The sequence below is a fragment of the Streptomyces sp. NPDC051286 genome, from assembly GCF_044455345.1.
In the GTDB taxonomy this organism is placed as follows: Bacteria; Actinomycetota; Actinomycetes; order Streptomycetales; family Streptomycetaceae; genus Streptomyces.
On record NZ_JBITER010000001.1, the window covers coordinates 304,349 to 319,007 of the forward strand.

The window sequence follows — 14,659 nt, forward strand, 5'->3', positions numbered from 1 at the left end:
GGCGTCCCCGGATCCCGTCCATGGTGGCATCCCGGGCCACCCACGGGAAGTGGGCACGACTGGGCAAAGGCTTTCCAATACGAGACGGTCTCGTATCGAAATGGGATACGCTCGCCGCCATGTCGATACCCTCCGGCCCTCCGGCCGCCGTGCCCCGTGTTCCCGAGGCGATCCACCGTCGCCGTTGGGTGATCCTCGCCGTACTGATGTTCAGCCTGCTCATCGTGGTGCTGGACAACTCGATCCTGAACGTCGCGGTCAAGACCATCGCGAGCCCGTCGCCCACCGGGCTCGGAGCCACCCAGAGCGAGCTGGAGTGGGCGATCAACTCGTACACGCTGGTCTTCGCCGGACTGCTCTTTACCGCCGGTCTGCTCGGCGACCGCATCGGCCGCAAGAAGGTCCTGCTCTTCGGCATCCTGCTGTTCGGTGTCGGCTCGGCGCTCGCCGCGATGTCCGGTTCGCCCGGCGAACTCATCACCTGGCGCGCTGTGATGGGCTTCGGCGCCGCGTTCGTGATGCCCGCCACACTCGCGATCCTGATGAACGTCTTCGAGCGCGACGAGCAGCCCAAGGCGATCGGCATCTGGGCCGGCAGCGTCGGCCTGGGCATCGCGATCGGCCCGATCACCGGCGGACTGCTGCTCGAACACTTCTGGTGGGGCTCGATCTTCCTGGTCAACGTGCCCGTCGTCGTCATCGCGCTGATCGCGATGGCGGTGCTGGTGCCGGACTCCCGGGACCCGAAGCCGGGCCGGATCGACCCGCTCGGGGTCCTCCTCTCCATCGTCGGTCTGGTCCTGCTGGTGTTCGGCATCATCCGCGGCGGCGAACTCGCCGACTTCGGCGACGCCGTCGTCCTCCTCTCGATCACCGGCGGTCTCGTCGTCCTGGCCGGATTCGTCTGGCACGAGAAGCGCAGCAGCCACCCGGCCATCGACATCACGTACTTCAAGAACGGCGCGTTCTCCGCCGCCGTCGCCGCTGTGGCGCTGGTCTTCTTCGCGCTGATGGGCGTGACCTTCTTCTCCGCCTTCTACCTGCAGAGCGTGCGCGGCTACAGCGCCCTGCAGTCCGGACTCCTGATCGTGCCACTGGCCGCCGCGCAGATGATCTTCGCGCCGCGCGCCCGGCTGGTCGTCGAGCGGTTCGGCTCCCGTGCGGTGTGCACCGTCGGCATGCTGCTGGTCGCGGTCGGACTGTCGGCGTTCGCGCTCTTCGACGCCACCACACCCATCTGGGTGATGTGTCTGGTCTTCTTCGTCCAGGGCACCGGCATGGCGCATGTCATGCCACCCGTCACCGTTGCCGTGATGCAGGCGCTGCCGCGCGAGAAGGCCGGTTCCGGATCGGCCATCAACAACACGTTCCGGCAGGTCGGCGGGGCGCTCGGGATCGCCATCCTGGGCTCGGTGCTGTCCACCGTCTACCGCGGTGAGATCGACGGCCACCTCGGTACGCTCCCGGCCGCGGCCAGGGACGCGGCGGGGGAGTCGATCGAGGCGACCCTCGGCATCGCGGAGAAGCTCGGTCCGGCGGGCGCTCCGCTGGTCGGTGCGGCCAACGACGCGTTCGTCAGCGCCATGCACGTCACCGCCCTCGGCTCCGCGTGCGTCGCCCTGATCGGTGCGCTCGTGGTCGGAATCTTCCTGCCGGGCAAGCCGCCCGCCGGGCAGCGGTCCGAACAGGGCGCCGACGACCGGGCCGTGCCCGCGGGCGCGCGCCGATGACACCATGACGGCCACGGGCCCGGACGGCTGAGAAGCCCCGCCCCGGTCACCCCGGACCCACCGGGCCGACCGGGGCGGGGAGCGGGACACCGCCCGGTCAGTGAGAATCAGGACAGGTACCGGACGGGCGCGGCGAAGAGGTGGAGCCAGGTGCAGGTGCAGGACGAGGACCGGGAACCGCGGCGCGGCCGACCGCGCAGTGCGGCGGCGGAGCGGGCGATCCTGGACGCCGTCGTCGAACTCCTGGAGGCCGGCGAACCGCTCGCCGGGCTGTCCATCGAGCGCATCGCCCGGACCGCTGGCGTCGGCAAGGCCACCATCTACCGGCGCTGGAGAGGCAAGGAAGAGCTCTTCGTCGATGTGCTGCGCGACATCGAACCCGCGGAACCGAAGATCTCCGGCACCGCCGGGCTCAGCGACCTCCGCGCGATGCTGGAGTCGCTGCGCAGGCGCGGACTCGCCCAGCGCTCCTCGGCCCTCCTCCACAACGTCTTCGCGCAGATGAAGAGCCACCCCAAGCTGTGGGCCGAGTACCAGTGCACGGTGATAGCACCGCGGCGGGTCGCGATGGTGGCGGCCGTGCGGCGGGCGGTCGAAGCGGGCGAACTCCGGGCGGACCTGGACGTGGAGCTGATGGACGACCTGTTCATCGGTCCCATGCTCGTACGGACCGTTCACCGGCCCGACGCGCCACTCCCGGAGGACCTCGCCGACCGGATCATCCGGACGCTGGTCGAGGGCCTGGCGCCGCGCCCGGCTCCCGACACCACCCCGGTTTCCGCCCGGGCAACCGCCCCCACCGCCCTTCTCTCCGGCAAAAGCGCAGGCCAGGTATGACACGCTCGGCTCTGCCCGAGTGTGAGCGTTGTGTCACAACGCCCCACAAGATCCTTCCGGCCGGAACTCGCCGGACCGCGTCCTTCGTCCTCGTGACAGTACGGCCGTCGTGGGCGGCAGGAAAGGCGTTGCTCATCGCCTAGGGTCGGGGAGCGCGGCGATGGGTACGGCGAAGCAGTGAGGACGGCGCAATGGTGCAGGCGTACAGGGCGGACACCGGGAACGGCAGCGCGGGACCGCAGCGCACCGGGTCCCGCTTCCGGAACCTGCGCGACAGATGGACCAGTGGCAAGGGGATGTGGCGGCGCGGCATCGTCCTCGCCGCCTGCGCGGTGCTCCTCACCCTCGTGATGGCGTTCCACGCGAAGATCCCGAACACCATCGGCAACCTCGGCAGCCTCAGCGAGACGTTCCTGCCGTGGTTCGGCGTGTTCGTCCCGCTGCTGCTGATCCTGGGCCTGGTGCGTCGCTCGGCGACCGCGCTGATCGCCCTGCTGCTGCCGGTCATGGTCTGGCTCAACCTCTTCGGCGGGCTGCTCACCGACAAGTCGGGCAGCGGCGGCGACCTCACCGTGGCCACCCACAACGTCAACGCCGACAACCCCGACCCCACGGGCACCGCCCGGAAGGTCGCGGGCTCCGGCGCCGACATCATCGCCCTGCAGGAGCTGCCGAGCGGCCAGGTGCCGACGTACGAGGCGGCGCTCGCCCACCGCTTCCCGTACCACTCGGTGCAGGGGACCGTCGGCCTGTGGAGCAAGTACCCGATGAGCAGCACCCGGCCGGTCGACATCAAGATGGGCTGGACCCGGGCGATGCGTTCCACGGTGACGACGCCCAAGGGCGAGGTCGCCGTCTATGTGGCCCACATGCCGTCCGTACGGGTCAAGCTGCACTCCGGATTCACCGCCAACCAGCGCGACGACAGCGCGGACGCCCTGGGCGAGGCCATCGCCCACGAACGCCTCGGCAAGGTGATCCTGCTCGGTGACCTCAACGGCACGATGAACGACCGCTCGCTCAACGAGGTCACCTCGCAGATGAGGTCCACCCAGGGCGCGGCGGGTGACGGCTTCGGCTTCAGCTGGCCGGCGTCGTCCCCGATGGCCCGGATCGACCAGATCATGGTGAAGGGGGTCGAGCCGATGTCGTCGTGGACGCTCCCGGCGACGGACAGCGACCACCTCCCGATCGCCGCCCGCGTCGAACTCTGAGATCTGCCCCGTCGGGGGATTGTGTAGGGGGCGCGTGCGGTGAAAGGGGTTGTGGAGACCGCGGATATTATTGCCCCTCGTGTCCATAAATACTGCACTCATCGAGTGGAGCTTCTCTGTCGTCGAACGGCGTGCGGATCAGCTGAGCAAGTACTTCTACGCTCACCTGTTTCACCACAACCCTGGCGTCCGCCACATGTTCCCGGAGCAGATGGACGAGCAGCGGGACCGGCTCTTCGCTGCCCTCACTGCGGCAGCCATGAACACCGCCGACCCCGAAGCCCTCGTGGCGTACCTGCGCCCCCTCGGCTTCGATCACCGCAAGTTCGATACCCGTCCCGAGCACTACCCGGCCGTGGGCGCCAGCCTCATCGCGGCGCTGAAGGTGTTTTCCGGCGACGCCTGGACGCAGGAGATCGAGGAGGCGTGGGTCGCGGCCTACGGCCTCATCTCGCAAGTGATGATCGCTGCGGCCGAAGAGGTCCCCGCGTCGACGCCCCGCTGGTGGGACGCGGAGGTTGTCCACCACGAGCTGCGCACCGATGACATCGCGGTTCTCACGGTGCGCCCGCACCTTCCCTATCCCTTCGAGGCCGGTCAGCACGCCGCGCTGACCGTGCCCGAGGCGCCCCAGGTCTGGCGCCCGTACTCGATCGCCAACGCTCCGCGCAACGACGGCACCCTGGAATTCCATGTGCGCCGTATCGAGCGCGGCCGACTGAGCACCGCACTGGTGGACCGGGTCCGCTCCGGAGGCAGCGTCCGTCTCGGCCCCGCGACCGGCAGCATGACCCTGCCGCCCGATTCCGGGCACGGTCTGCTGTGCGTGGCCGGGGGTACCGGCTGGGCGCCGGTGAAGGCGATCATCGAGGCGGCCGCGGCCCTGCCCCGGCCGGGCGAAGTGAGGCTCATCCTCGGCGCCCGCACCGAGCGCGAGGTCTACGACCTCGACGGCCTGGAGCGGCTGGCCAAGACGTACGACTGGCTGGACGTCACAGCGGCGCTGCCACCGGAGGGCGGGGAACCGGAGGACGCCGACGCCGAACTGCTGCGACAGGTCGGTGAGTACGCCCGTAACCGACCTGGCCGCCAGGTCTACGTCAGCGGACCCTCGGGCATGGTGCGCGCTGTCGAGAAGCAGCTCGGGGCGCTCGGCTTCGATCCCGACCACATACGCCGCGACGCCTACATCCATCAGCACGGCACCGACGAGCCCACGTCTCCGGCGGAGTGGTTCCTGAGTAAACGCGACGTCCCATGGATTCACCCCCGGTAGACATGCGAGGGATGTCGCCGCTCACCCCGACTCGCGCCACCGATTGGTGATCGGCAGCCGCCGGTCCTTGCCGAAGCCCTTCGGGGAGATCTTGGTGCCCGGCGGGTACTGCCGCCGCTTGTACTCCGCCGTGTCCACCATCCGCAGCGTCCTCGTCACCAGCGTTTCGTCGAACCCGGCCGCCACGATCGACTCCAGCCCCAGGTCCTGGTCGACGTACAGCTCCAGGATCCGGTCCAGCACGTCGTAGTCGGGCAGCGAGTCCGTGTCGACCTGGTCGGGCCGCAGCTCGGCGCTGGGCGGCTTGGTGATGGACGCCTCCGGGATCGGCGGGGTCTGGCCGCGTTCCTCCGCGGCCCGGTTGCGCCACTTCGCCAGCCGGAAGATCGACGTCTTGTAGACGTCCTTGATCGGCCCGTACGCGCCGACGGAGTCCCCGTACAGCGTCGAGTAACCGACCGCCAGCTCCGACTTGTTGCCCGGCGCGAGGACGATCTGGCCCTCCTGGTTGGAGACGGCCATCAGCATCGTGCCGCGCAGTCGCGACTGGAGGTTCTCCTCGGCGAGACCGGTGAGCCCCAGCGACTTCATGTACGCGTCGAACATCGGCTCGATCGATACGGTGCGGAAGTTCAGCCCGGTACGGCGCGCCAGCTCCGCTGCGTCGCCCTTGGAGTGGTCCGAGGAGTACTTCGAGGGCATCGAGATGCCGTACACGTTCTGCGCGCCCAGCGCATCGCACGCGATGGCCGCGACGAGCGCCGAGTCGATCCCGCCGGACAGCCCGATCAGCACACTGCTGAAGCCGTTCTTGGCGGCGTACGCACGCAGGCCCACGACCAGCGCCGAGTACAGCTCCTCGTCGTCGTCGAGCCGCTCGGCGTAGCCGCCGGTCAGCTCCGCCTCGTAGGCGGGGAGGGGCTCGTCGGAGAGGGTCACGTGGTCGATCCGCAGTCCGTCGTTCACCACCCCGGACGGCGCCTCGGGCGCCGCGGCGGGCAGCTCCAGGTCGAGGACGACACAGCCCTCGGCGAACTGCGGGGCACGGGCGATCACGTCGCCGTCCTTGTCGACGACGATCGAGTCCCCGTCGAAGACCAGCTCGTCCTGCCCGCCGATCATCGCCAGATAGGCGGTGGTGCAGCCGGCCTCCTGCGCCCGCTTGCGGACCAGTTCCAGCCGGGTGTCGTCCTTGTCCCGCTCGTACGGCGAGGCATTGATCGACAGCAGCAGCCCGGCCCCGGCGGCGCGCGCGGCCGGCACCCGGCCGCCGTCCTGCCAGAGGTCCTCGCAGATCGCGAGCGCCACATCGACCCCGTGGACCCGTACGACGGGCATCGAATCGCCCGGCACGAAGTACCGGAACTCGTCGAAGACCCCGTAGTTGGGCAGGTGGTGCTTGGCGAAGGACAGCGCGACCCGCCCGCGGTGCAGCACCGCAGCGGCGTTCTGCGGAGAGCCGGCAGGCTGGCCGTAGCGCGGCTGGGCCTTCTCGGAACGGTCGAGGTAACCGACGACGACCGGCAGCTCCCCGAAGCCCTCCGCGTCGAGGCGGGCGGCGAGCGCAAACAGCGCGTTCCGTGACGCCTCGACGAAGGACGACCGCAGGGCCAGGTCCTCGACGGGGTAACCGGTCAGCACCATCTCGGGGAACGCCACCAGATGGGCGCCCTGTTCGGCGGAGTGCCGGGTCCAGTGGACGATCGCCTCGGCGTTGCCGGCGAGGTCACCGACGGTCGAGTCGATCTGATTCAGTGCGAGGCGTAGTTGAGGCACGCGCCTCAGTGTAATCGTCTTTCTGACGCGATATCCTGGCGGGCCGCACTTCCGCTGCCGCGGCCCGCCAGGAGCGGGTCAGCGGCGGTAGCCGAGGACCGTCATCATGTTCATGTTCGAGTGGTAGACGTTGTGGCAGTGGAGCATCCACAGCCCCGGGTTGTCCGCGTCGAGCTCCACGGCCACCGACCTGTTGGGCAGAACGATCGCGGTGTCCTTGCGCGCTCCGGGAGCCCCGCCCAGCACCGAGCGCCGTCCCGCACGTCCCGCGAGGCCGAACGTGTGCCCGTGCAGATGGATGGGGTGCCACATCTCCGTGATGTTGTAGAACTCCAGCCGGACCCGCTCGCCCGCGCTGACCCCGTGGCGCTGAGCGGGGTCGTACTTCCTGTGGTCGAAGCCCCAGTCGAACGCCCTCATGTTGCCGGTCATCTTGATCCGGATCGTCCGGTCGGGCTTGCGGGCGGCCAGCGCCACCGACTCGTCCGCATTCAGCTCGAAGGCCGATACCAGCTGCCCGGTCAGCTCCTCGGGCAGCACGGAGGCGGCCGGCGCCGCGCCACCGCCGGTACGGAGCAGGGCCAGCGCCGACGCCCTCTTGCCCTCGGCGACCGCCGTCAGCGGGAACACCCCGTCCCCGGCGGTGACCAGCACGTCGTACCGCTCGCCCATGCCCAGCAGCAGTGCGTCCGTCGTGGTGTGCCGGACCGGGAAGCCGTCCGCGTGGATGATGGTCATCCGGTGGCCGCCGAGCGCGACGCGGAACGGGGTGTCGCCGCCCGCGTTGATGATGCGCAGCCGGATCCGGTCGCCGGGCTTCGCGGTGAACGTGGTCGGGTCCTTCGGGACGCGGCCGTTGATCAGGTAGTACGGGTAGTCGACATTGCCCGCGTCACCGCCGAGCAGTTCGCTCGGGGCTCCCCTCAGCACCCGCGAGGGCCCGGACCCGGAGCGGGGCTTGTCATCGCCCCCGGAAGACCCGTGTTCCATGCCACCCATGCCGTGGCTGAGCTCGGCGAGCACCGCCTCCGGAGTGGAACCCTCCACTCCGTCGACCCAGTCGTCGAGCACGACGACCCACTCCTTGTCGTACGACAGGGGCTCCTTCGGATCATCGATGATCAGTGGTGCGTACAGACCACGGTCCTGCTGGACGCCCTGGTGCGGATGGAACCAGTACGTCCCCGACTGCGGCACCGCGAAGCGGTACGTGAACTCCGCGCCCCGTTTGACGGCCGACTGGGTCAGCTCGGGAACACCGTCCATGTCGTTGCGCACATGGAGGCCGTGCCAGTGCACGGTGGTCGACGTCGGCAGGTGGTTCGCGAGGGTCACTGCCAAGGTGTCGCCCGCGGTGATCCGGACCTCCTTGCCGGGCAGCCGGTCCCCGAAGGACCAGGAGCTGACGGTGAGCCCGCCGCCCAGATCGAGGCGGCCCGGGGTGGCGGTGAGGTTGATCTTCCGTACGGGGCCGGAGCCTCGCTTCGCCTCTACCGCTGCGACCTCCGCGTCGCCGGGAGAGATGTACTCCCCGCGGCTCCCCGACGCGGGCGACGGGCTGTGGTTCATGGCGTCGTGATGCGTGGGGCCAGGGTTCGCGGCGTGCCGTTGCGGGTCCGTACCACTGGAGCAGGCGGCCAGAACTCCCGTGCCGGCCATGGCGATTCCGGCGCCGAGCACGGTGCGCCGAGTGGGTTGAGTGGGCATGGCTGGAACACCTCTGATGCAGTCGGCGTGGGCTGAAGGACGGATGCGGAGTGACCCGCTCCTATATCCGAAGCGCCGACAACCGGCCGGGAGCCGTCATCGCGGGCGAGAGGCCGGACCGCAGCGCACGCGACAACAGCGCTCCGGCGGACACGAGGAGATGCTCCGCGGTCCGGAGCGCCATCAGCCGGCCGGCGAGCAGGGCGAGACCCCAGGCGCCCAGCACGGCGAGACAGACCGCCATCGGGTCCGTTCCGTCGCCCACCGGCACGGGCGGGACGGAGGCGTGCTCCACCGAGGGCTCCGTCATGGCGCTCGCCGGGTGTATCCCCTGAGCTCCCTGGTTCCGCACGTGGTCCGTCGTCACCACGGCCTCATGGCCGCTGTGTTCCGCCGGATGCCTGACGGTGTGCACGGTGAAGATTCCGAACAGCAGCGCGGCAAACAGCAACAGCTGTCCGTACGTCGCACTCCGTTTCGAGCCCATGCCAGGCACCCTACCCCCGCTGGGTATACCTCGCACGCGGGCCCGGCACCCCCTTGCCGTGGGTGCCGGGCCCGCGGTGGCGCGCTGCCGAACGCCGGTCAGCCGCGGGCGTAGACCTTCTCCGCCCAGCCGGCGATCTGGTCCTCGGAAAGGTGCTGGGCGAGGTCGGCCTCGCTGATCATGCCGATCAGCACCTTGTTCTCGACCACCGGGAGCCGGCGGATCCGGTGGCTCTGCATCTCCTCCAGGACCTCGTTCACCTCTGCGTTCGCATCGATCCAGCGCGGCGTTCCCTGGGCGAGTTCACCCGCGGTGACCTTCGACGGATCGTGGCCCATCGCCACACAGCCGACCACGATGTCGCGGTCCGTGAGGATGCCGACCATCCGGTCCTTCTCGCCGTTGGCCGAGATCGGCAGTGCGCCGACGTTGTGTTCGCGCATCATCTGGGCGGCGCGGTCGAGCGTCTCGTGCGCGGGGATCCAGTGGGCCCCGGTGTGCATGATGTCCTTGGCGGTGGTCATGAGGAATTCCTCCTGGTGCCGATGGGCACTGCGGTCCGACCCCGAGCGAACCCATCGTCATGGGCCCGTTCGGGGTGCGCGACCGCTATCACCCATTCGGGTGCATCCATGCCGCTTGGGGACCGGCGGAATGCCTCAGGACCTGGGCTTCGCCCCGCGCGCCGCCAGCATCTGGGCCATCGCGTCCAGCTCGGACTGCTGAGCCTCGACCATGCCCTGGGCGAGTCGCTTCTCCGCCTTCACCGTGCAGAGCCCGGCGCAGCCGCGCGCCATGGCGACGCCGCCCTTGTGGTGGTCGGTCATCAGCTGCAGGAACAGGATCTCGGCCTGCTTGCCGCTCGCCTTCCTGAGCCGGCCGAGTTCGGTCCGGGTGGCCATGCCGGGCATGAGGGCGCCGTCATGCGCGGTGAAGGCGCCGTCCGACCTGCCCGTGTCCCCCATGCCTTCCATGCCGTGATCACCGTGCATGCCGTGTCCACCGTGGGTCGTCATCCACCCCATCGGCTCCTGCCCGGCGGCCACCTTCGGCAGCTCCCACAGATCCAGCCAGCCGAGTAGCATGCCCCGCTGATTGGCCTGGGTATTGGCGATGTCGTACGCGAAACGGCGTACCTCCTCGTTCTGCGTACGGTCACGGACGATGAAGGACATCTCCACGGCCTGCTGATGGTGGACCGCCATGTCGCGGGCGAACCCTGCGTCGGCCGAGTCCGGGCCGGGCACCCGGACGGCCGCAGCGGCTGCCCCGGGCTGCTTCCCGTCCGCCGTGTCGTCCCGCGCCGAGGCGATCGTCGCCACCCCCGCGAGGAGCAGTGCGAGGGCGACGGCGGAACCGGCCACCCACTGTTTCGTACCGGTCACGGGGACCCCAGCCCGCCCGTGCACGCCGCACCCGGCTCCGGGGTCTGTTCCCCCTGCACGAACTTGGCGAAGAACCGGCCGACCCGCGGGTCATCGGCGCTGTCCACGGTGACCTGCTTGCCCCAGGCACTCAGCATGATCGTGCCGGCCTGGTCCTGGTACGGGCTCATCAGCGAGTACGGCGTCCTCCCGACCAGGGCCGCGAGCTCGGCCACGTCGGCCGCCGACGCCTTGTCCGTGTACGTCACCCACACCGACCCGTGCTCCAGCGAGTGCACGGCGTTCATGTCGGGGATCGCCTTCTTGTATACCTCGCCGTCGCAATTCATCCAGACGGGGCTGTGGTCACCGCCGACCGGAGGCTTCATCGGGTACGTGACCGTCTTGGTGACGTGGTTGCGGGTCAGCTTCTTCGCGTCCCACGTCTTGAGCCCCTCGATCGGCTCGGCGGCCAGCACCTTCTTCTCTGCCGCGGACAGCGTCGCTTCATCGGCCGCGACGGCGTCCCTCTTGTCCGCAGCCTCGGAGCTGTCCAGCAGCGCGTAAGTGCCGAAAGTGACCAGACCAGCGACGACAAGGGCGCTCAGCCCTATGGCGAGGGCACGGTTGCGACGGTCGCGTGCACGGTCCGTGTTGCGCATCTGCTCTATGCGGGTCCTGCGGTCGAAGCTCATGTCGTCTGGTCCTTCGGTCCTTCTGCGAACGGGCGGGGAGGGACAGGAACGGATCGGGAAACCGGCGCGCACGGGGCAGCTGCGACGCCGCTCCGCCCCCGGGGCCTCTCCTTCGGAGGCCCCGCACACCATGGCCGCCGATCGTAGTGGGTGGCCGAGTGCTCCATGTCACGTCGAGTGCGTAATCTGGGTGAAATCCCGGGTCGTGATACTGGAGCTTCTCCCCTATCCCGGGCGGTGGTGCACAGACCGTCTGAACTGCAAGGATGTGGCTATGGACAAGCAGCAGGAATTCGTCCTCAGGACACTTGAGGAGCGAGACATCCGCTTTGTGCGCCTGTGGTTCACCGATGTGCTCGGGTATCTCAAGTCCGTTGCCGTGGCCCCTGCCGAGCTGGAACAGGCGTTTGACGAGGGAATCGGCTTCGACGGCTCGGCCATCGAAGGCTTCGCCCGGGTGTACGAGTCCGACATGATCGCCAAGCCGGATCCGGGTACCTTCCAGATCCTGCCCTGGCGTGCGGAGGCCCCCGGCACCGCGCGAATGTTCTGCGACATCCTGATGCCCGACGGTTCGCCGTCCTTCGCCGACCCGCGCTATGTGCTCAAGCGCATCCTTGCCAAGACCTCCGACCTGGGTTTCACCTTCTACACCCACCCGGAGATCGAGTTCTTCCTACTGAAGAACAAGCCGGTCGACGGCAGCCGCCCGACCCCCGCCGACAGCTCCGGCTACTTCGACCACACCCCGCAGAACGTCGGCATGGACTTCCGCCGCCAGGCGATCACCATGCTCGAATCCATGGGCATCTCCGTCGAGTTCAGCCACCACGAGGGCGCCCCCGGCCAGCAGGAGATCGACCTGCGGTATGCGGACGCGCTCTCGACCGCCGACAACATCATGACCTTCCGTCTTGTCATGAAGCAGGTGGCGCTGGAGCAGGGCGTGCAGGCGACGTTCATGCCGAAGCCGTTCTCGGAGCACCCCGGCTCCGGCATGCACACCCACCTCTCCCTCTTCGAGGGCGACCGCAACGCGTTCTACGAGTCGGGCGCCGAGTACCAGCTCTCCAAGGTCGGCCGCTCCTTCATCGCGGGCCTGCTGAAGCACGCCGCGGAGATCTCCGCCGTGACGAACCAGTGGGTCAACTCGTACAAGCGCATCTGGGGAGGCTCCTCGCGCGCCGCGGGCGCCGGCGGCGAAGCCCCCTCGTACATCTGCTGGGGCCACAACAACCGTTCCGCGCTGATCCGCGTCCCGATGTACAAGCCCGGCAAGACCGGTTCGGCCCGCGTCGAGGTCCGCTCCATCGACTCCGGCGCCAACCCCTATCTGACGTACGCGGTGCTGCTCGCTGCGGGCCTCAAGGGCATCCAGGAGGGGTACGAACTCCCGGCGGGCGCCGATGACGACGTGTGGGCGCTGTCCGACGCCGAGCGCCGCGCGATGGGCATCGAGCCGCTGCCGCAGAACCTGGGCGAGGCGATCTCGCTGATGGAGAAGAGCGAACTGGTCGCCGAGACGCTCGGCGAGCACGTCTTCGACTTCTTCCTCCGCAACAAGAAGCAGGAGTGGGAGGAGTACCGCTCCGAGGTCACGGCCTTCGAGCTGAAGGCACTGCTGCCGGTGCTGTAACCGCAGGCCGGCGCTGTCCGAGCGAACGTACGCGGCTTCGGGCCGACGGTTCCTTACCGTCGGCCCGAAGCCGTTTCACCCGCCCTGGGCAGTGCGACGGGGCAGCGCCTGCCAGGAGGGGCACGGGCGTGGCCGATGTGACGGTCGACCTGTACTGGCGCGGCATGATGCCGCTGATCGTCTTCACGGATGCCACGAGCTGCACTACGCGCGAGCGGATGCGATGTGAACCGACGGGGACTCGCGTCGCGACGGTTTTCCAGAACTCAGTGCTGGAGCGCGACCTTGGCGGCCACGATGATCAGCCCAAGCACCAGATTGACGGCAGCGACAGACACCACCGCACCGCGAGAGGCGCCGGCCTGGATGACAGCGGCACTGGCCCAGGTGACTTGCTGGGCCACAGCGACGCCCAGCGCGAGCCAAGCCGCCCCTTCGAGACCCAGACCCAGGAACGGACTGATCGCGACAGCGGCGGCCGGCAGAAAGGCCGACTGTACGATCGGCCACTCGCGAGCGCAGACGTGGCGGATCTCCCGCCACGTCATGGCCTCGTGCCTCAACCGGTCTCCGACGAAATCGGCGTAGACGTGCGCGGCCCAGAACACCCCACCGGTACACAGCAGAAGCACCACGAGCTCAAAGCGCGGATAGTGGCCGAGCGCACTGGCCCCGGCCACCACTGATGCGGCCAGGAGCGAACCGTAGATTGCGCCCGTGTAGTCGGTCCGGACCGCATCGGGCGGTTGACGGGCGTTCGGTTCATCCGGAGAGGTGCGGTGTGCCACCTGTCCAGGATCGCAAGAGTGGTCGGATCGTGCCATTGCACTGTTGCGGCTCGCTGCGGCCCGGAGCGGATGCGCGCCGGCACGACCAACAGTCAGGGGTGGCCGCTGCTCGTGACCGCCCGTCCAACGCGTACCGCCCGGTCCGGCCCGTGGCAGGCACCGGGACTCGATTCGGGTAGTGTTGCCGACCCCAGCACGGGGACAGACCGAGGAGGTGAGACCCATTACCGCTGTATCAGGCTGGGTGCTCATCTCTCACGATTGCGTGGTCGGACCGGTATAGGCGGACCGCGGAGCACCCATCGGCATTCCGAAAGGCTCCGCTCCATGTCGCTTTCCTCGACACCGCTTCCTTACTCCGTCATCGTCACCAGACTTCGCGCCGCCGGCTGTGTATTCGCCGAGGACGAGGCGGAGTTGATCCTCTCCACAGCCGTGGACCCGGCCGAACTCGCGGCCATGGTCGACCGGCGGACCGCCGGGCTCCCCCTCGAACACGTCCTCGGCTGGGCCGAGTTCCGCGGTCTGCGGATCAGCGTGGACCCCGGTGTCTTCGTCCCCCGGCGCCGTACCGAATTCCTTGTCGACCAGGCCGTCGGTCTCGTCCGTCCCTCGGACGGACCCGTCGTCGTTGATCTGTGCTGCGGTTCCGGTGCGCTGGGCGCCGCGCTCGCCGCCGCCCTGGACCTGGTCGAGCTGCACTCCAGCGATGTCGAACCCGCCGCGGTGCGATGCGCGCGCCGCAATGTCGCCGGCGTGGGGGAGGTGTACGAGGGCGACCTCTTCGAACCGCTGCCCGCCTCGCTGCGCGGTCGCGTCGGGATTCTGCTCGCCAATGTGCCGTACGTACCCAGTGAGGACGTCGAACTGCTGCCCGCGGAGGCCCGGGTCCATGAACCGAGGGTGGCGCTCGACGGTGGGGGCGACGGGCTCGACGTGCTGCGCAGAGTGACTGCCGAAGCGCCTCGGTGGCTGGCGCCGGGCGGGCATCTGCTGGTCGAGACGAGTGAACGGCAGGCGGCGCGGGCCGAGGAGACCGTCGCCCGGAGCGGGCTGATCGCGCGGGTGGTCACCTCCGACGAGCTGTACGCGACCGTCGTCATCGGTACGAAGCCCGTTGCCGGGAACGGCAGGTAACCGGTCCCGGGG

Annotated in this window: 13 protein-coding genes; 6 read left to right on the forward strand and 7 right to left on the reverse strand. The window is 69.1% G+C overall.

Features of this window, described 5'->3' with window-relative positions; genetic code table 11:
* The first annotated feature begins 119 nt into the window (after positions 1 to 119).
* The 4 genes from ACIBB8_RS01400 to ACIBB8_RS01415 all read left to right on the forward strand — a co-directional run bounded on the left by ACIBB8_RS01400 (position 120) and on the right by ACIBB8_RS01415 (position 5,057).
* The gene (locus ACIBB8_RS01400) at positions 120 to 1,730 is read left to right on the forward strand and encodes an MFS transporter (protein ID WP_398948336.1); all 1,611 of its coding nucleotides are present in this window, start codon (positions 120 to 122) and stop codon (positions 1,728 to 1,730) included.
* A gap of 150 nt (positions 1,731 to 1,880) precedes the next feature.
* Positions 1,881 to 2,567, forward strand: a complete 687-nt coding sequence (locus ACIBB8_RS01405; protein WP_398948337.1) for a TetR/AcrR family transcriptional regulator — start codon at positions 1,881 to 1,883, stop codon at positions 2,565 to 2,567.
* Positions 2,568 to 2,863: 296 nt separating this feature from the next.
* The gene (locus ACIBB8_RS01410; protein ID WP_398948712.1) at positions 2,864 to 3,781 is read left to right on the forward strand and encodes an endonuclease/exonuclease/phosphatase family protein; all 918 of its coding nucleotides are present in this window, start codon (positions 2,864 to 2,866) and stop codon (positions 3,779 to 3,781) included.
* Positions 3,782 to 3,860: 79 nt separating this feature from the next.
* Complete coding sequence (locus tag ACIBB8_RS01415; protein ID WP_398948339.1) at positions 3,861 to 5,057, forward strand: globin domain-containing protein; 1,197 nt, start codon at positions 3,861 to 3,863, stop codon at positions 5,055 to 5,057.
* Positions 5,058 to 5,078: 21 nt separating this feature from the next.
* Here the strand turns inward: ACIBB8_RS01415 and ACIBB8_RS01420 are convergent, their stop codons facing one another.
* From ACIBB8_RS01420 to ACIBB8_RS01445, 6 genes are all read right to left on the reverse strand, one after another.
* Positions 5,079 to 6,833, reverse strand: a complete 1,755-nt coding sequence (locus ACIBB8_RS01420) for an NAD+ synthase (protein ID WP_398948340.1) — start codon at positions 6,831 to 6,833, stop codon at positions 5,079 to 5,081.
* Between the two features lie 78 nt (positions 6,834 to 6,911).
* Positions 6,912 to 8,540 carry a multicopper oxidase family protein gene (locus ACIBB8_RS01425; protein WP_398948341.1) on the reverse strand — a complete coding sequence of 543 codons (1,629 nt, stop codon included), beginning with the start codon at positions 8,538 to 8,540 and terminating at the stop codon, positions 6,912 to 6,914.
* A 61-nt stretch (positions 8,541 to 8,601) separates the two neighbouring features.
* Positions 8,602 to 9,027: a hypothetical protein gene (locus tag ACIBB8_RS01430; protein WP_398948342.1), complete on the reverse strand. Its 426-nt coding sequence runs from the start codon at positions 9,025 to 9,027 to the stop codon at positions 8,602 to 8,604.
* A 98-nt stretch (positions 9,028 to 9,125) separates the two neighbouring features.
* A complete protein-coding gene (locus ACIBB8_RS01435; RefSeq protein WP_398948343.1) occupies positions 9,126 to 9,551 on the reverse strand; it encodes a CBS domain-containing protein in 426 nt (141 codons plus the stop codon).
* A gap of 135 nt (positions 9,552 to 9,686) precedes the next feature.
* Positions 9,687 to 10,412 (reverse strand): DUF305 domain-containing protein, encoded by a 726-nt coding sequence (locus tag ACIBB8_RS01440; protein ID WP_398948344.1) that lies wholly within the window; start codon positions 10,410 to 10,412, stop codon positions 9,687 to 9,689.
* A complete protein-coding gene (locus tag ACIBB8_RS01445; protein ID WP_398948345.1) occupies positions 10,409 to 11,086 on the reverse strand; it encodes a DUF3105 domain-containing protein in 678 nt (225 codons plus the stop codon). Before ACIBB8_RS01445 ends, ACIBB8_RS01440 begins: the two co-directional genes overlap by 4 nt.
* A 274-nt stretch (positions 11,087 to 11,360) precedes the next feature.
* Between ACIBB8_RS01445 and glnA the strand changes: the two genes are divergently transcribed.
* Positions 11,361 to 12,722 (forward strand): type I glutamate--ammonia ligase, encoded by a 1,362-nt coding sequence (glnA, locus tag ACIBB8_RS01450; protein ID WP_358858499.1) that lies wholly within the window; start codon positions 11,361 to 11,363, stop codon positions 12,720 to 12,722.
* A 266-nt stretch (positions 12,723 to 12,988) separates the two neighbouring features.
* Here the strand turns inward: glnA and ACIBB8_RS01455 are convergent, their stop codons facing one another.
* The gene (locus tag ACIBB8_RS01455; RefSeq protein WP_398948347.1) at positions 12,989 to 13,510 is read right to left on the reverse strand and encodes a hypothetical protein; all 522 of its coding nucleotides are present in this window, start codon (positions 13,508 to 13,510) and stop codon (positions 12,989 to 12,991) included.
* Positions 13,511 to 13,837: 327 nt separating this feature from the next.
* Between ACIBB8_RS01455 and ACIBB8_RS01460 the strand changes: the two genes are divergently transcribed.
* A complete protein-coding gene (locus ACIBB8_RS01460) occupies positions 13,838 to 14,647 on the forward strand; it encodes a putative protein N(5)-glutamine methyltransferase (protein WP_398948348.1) in 810 nt (269 codons plus the stop codon).
* Positions 14,648 to 14,659 lie beyond the last annotated feature (12 nt).

Coding starts and splice junctions, on each gene's coding strand:
- ACIBB8_RS01400 (WP_398948336.1), top strand. CDS start 120: ATGTCGATACCCTCCGGCCCTCCGGCCGCCGTGCCCCGTGTTCCCGAG.
- ACIBB8_RS01410 (WP_398948712.1), top strand. CDS start 2,864: ATGTGGCGGCGCGGCATCGTCCTCGCCGCCTGCGCGGTGCTCCTCACC.
- ACIBB8_RS01425 (WP_398948341.1), bottom strand. CDS start 8,540: ATGCCCACTCAACCCACTCGGCGCACCGTGCTCGGCGCCGGAATCGCC.
- ACIBB8_RS01430 (WP_398948342.1), bottom strand. CDS start 9,027: ATGGGCTCGAAACGGAGTGCGACGTACGGACAGCTGTTGCTGTTTGCC.
- ACIBB8_RS01435 (WP_398948343.1), bottom strand. CDS start 9,551: ATGACCACCGCCAAGGACATCATGCACACCGGGGCCCACTGGATCCCC.
- ACIBB8_RS01445 (WP_398948345.1), bottom strand. CDS start 11,086: ATGAGCTTCGACCGCAGGACCCGCATAGAGCAGATGCGCAACACGGAC.
- glnA (WP_358858499.1), top strand. CDS start 11,361: ATGGACAAGCAGCAGGAATTCGTCCTCAGGACACTTGAGGAGCGAGAC.
- ACIBB8_RS01460 (WP_398948348.1), top strand. CDS start 13,838: ATGTCGCTTTCCTCGACACCGCTTCCTTACTCCGTCATCGTCACCAGA.